Source organism: uncultured Cardiobacterium sp., assembly GCF_938028185.1.
Lineage (GTDB): Bacteria > Pseudomonadota > Gammaproteobacteria > Cardiobacteriales > Cardiobacteriaceae > Cardiobacterium.
In genome coordinates this window covers 1-2,234 of the sequence record NZ_CALJAH010000415.1, presented here as the reverse complement: position 1 = coordinate 2,234, position 2,234 = coordinate 1, and the positions used below count along the sequence as shown (strand labels likewise).

Below are 2,234 nucleotides of genomic sequence, written 5' to 3'. Positions count from 1 at the left end.
ACGCCCGCCTCTGGCAGGCGAGCCAAACCGCGCAAAACTGGCAAATCGGCGCAAGCCACTAACCATAAGGAACTATCATGAAAACTCGTCCCCTCGCTTTAATTATCGGCACCGTTCTTGCCAGCCAGCACGCCGCCGCTATCGACACCCCGCCCGGTTGGGAACGCAAAAACACCCAAGGCGGCGTCCAATACATCCCGAAAAACGACGAAGGGCGCGAAATTGGTGTCGAAATCTCCGACCTGATAGCGGGGCAAGGCAGTCCGGCGCAAGCATTGAACCTCTTTGCCGACGCTATAAACAGCAGTGGCATGACCATCGTCCAGCGCGGCGAAGTTGAAGAAAGCGGCAACATCGCCACGCTCTCGCTTGAAGTCGAGTATCAGGGCAAAAGCATTCTTGCCAATCTCACCGTCTATCCGGTCGGCAACGACAAAATGCGCATCATTGATTTCCAGACGGAAAAAGATGCCGAACTCTTGCAGCGCCACCAAAAAACCATCACCGCGCTGATTGCCGCGCAATATTTGGAAGACCAAGGCGGTGCGGCAAGTGCGCCCGCGAGCAGCACGGCAAGCAGTAGCAGCGCCAGCACAGCGAGCAGCAGCACGTCAACTGCCAGCAGCACGGGCAGCAGCGGCAACGTCAAAGGCGGTGTCAGGCATGGCGAAGCCTTTATGCGGCAATTCAAAATGGATGGGCTGACGCCCGGTGGCGACCTGGTTTTTGGTGACTATCAATGCAAGGTACAGATTGATGGCGGTGCGCAATTTACTCTTTCGCTTTATGAGAATGGTGAATACCGTATCAGCGGATTTAAGGATCAGACCGGCGAATTCCGATACGAGAACGACGGTCGTATCAATATTAGCAGCAAGCATTTTTTGTACAATTACGAAAACTCGGATGGCGAAACCAAGGAAATCGCCTTCTTCTTCCGGTACAAAGACGGCGAATTGGGCATCTACGGGCAGAATATTGGCGACAACTTCATCAACGTCTGCCAATACCAGGGCGCGGCAAAAAACGCCTCACCGACACAGCAGGCTGCCGATGATGCCGAAGCGCGCCGCTTCAAATGGGTTACTGCACCGGGCAAAGGCGTAGCGCTTGGCGACATCGAAGCGCTCTACAACCACGTTTACAACGGCTACAGCGGCGTTGGCGTTACCCTCGAACACGACATCTGGCTGCTTTTGAAAGACGGGCAGGCCTATAAAGACCTGCCGGTCAGCCCCGCCGATTTTGACGTTGCCGCCTCGCGCCAGCACGAGCCCGACAAATGGTACGCGTGGCGCAGAAAGGGCGATGGTTACGAGATCCAGAAAGACGGCGCGTGGAAGAAACTGGATGGTTTGTCCAGAGCACCCGCCAAGGCCGGTGAAACCATCCAGGGCAGTTACACCCATTATTCTTCTGGCGGCACCTACTACAGCAGCTTTGCCAGCTTCTCCACCATCAATTTCAAGCGCGACGGCACCTTTACCGACAGCAGCCGCAGCACCTTTCAGGCCGATACCGCAGGTCTCGCAGGTCTGGGCGATGATGGCGTGATTTCCCACAGCGGAAACTTCAGTACCGGCGCGGGTGGCCGTTACCACATCGACGGCTACACCATCGAACTCACCTACCCGAATGGCAAGACCGAGCGCGAGCTTTTCTTCTTTTGGAATAACGAGAGGAATTCCCTCAATATCGGCAAGACCACCTATTCCACCGATTGAGGCGGCAAATAAGCCCTAAAACCAATAACGGTATGCCAACACCGCGCTCATGATGAGCGACATCGCAATCACCGCCGGGCGAATCAGGCGATTGCCCTTGCTGATGACCAGCCCGGCGGCGAGGCGCGCGCCGAGTAGTTGTCCTACCGCCATGGCAAGCCCCGCAGTCCAGACGACTTTGCCGCCTGCGAGAAAAACCAGCAGCGAAACCAAATTGGTGGTGGCGTTGTAGGCTTTGGCCTCAATCGTTGCCTGTTGCAGGGTGTAGCCGCGCAGGGAAATCAGCGCCAGCATAAAAAAACTGCCCGTACCGGGGCCGAGAAAGCCGTCGTAAAAACCAATCGGCAAAGCGGCGGCAGCGACAAAGCCGGCAAAGGACAGCCGCGCCTGATGCACCACCGTACCGAGCGCAGGCATGAAAAGAAAAAGCAGCGCCACCGCCACGAGCAGCAACGGCAGCCCCTTTTGCAACAAATCCTTCGGCAGAAACTGCACCGTCAGCGTGCCGCA

Annotated in this window: 2 protein-coding genes; one reads left to right on the top strand and one right to left on the bottom strand. The window is 56.6% G+C overall.

Annotated elements, in window-relative coordinates; all coding sequences use genetic code 11:
* Window positions 1-77 precede the first annotated feature (77 nt).
* Window positions 78-1,724, top strand: a complete 1,647-nt coding sequence (locus Q0349_RS12055) for a hypothetical protein (protein WP_298081251.1) — start codon at window positions 78-80, stop codon at window positions 1,722-1,724.
* A gap of 15 nt (window positions 1,725-1,739) precedes the next feature.
* On the opposite strand, the gene Q0349_RS12050 is transcribed toward Q0349_RS12055, so the two are convergent.
* A partial coding sequence (locus tag Q0349_RS12050; protein ID WP_298081250.1) for a TSUP family transporter occupies window positions 1,740-2,234 on the bottom strand: 495 nt, incomplete at its 5' end.

Coding starts and splice junctions, on each gene's coding strand:
- Q0349_RS12055 (WP_298081251.1), top strand. CDS start 78: ATGAAAACTCGTCCCCTCGCTTTAATTATCGGCACCGTTCTTGCCAGC.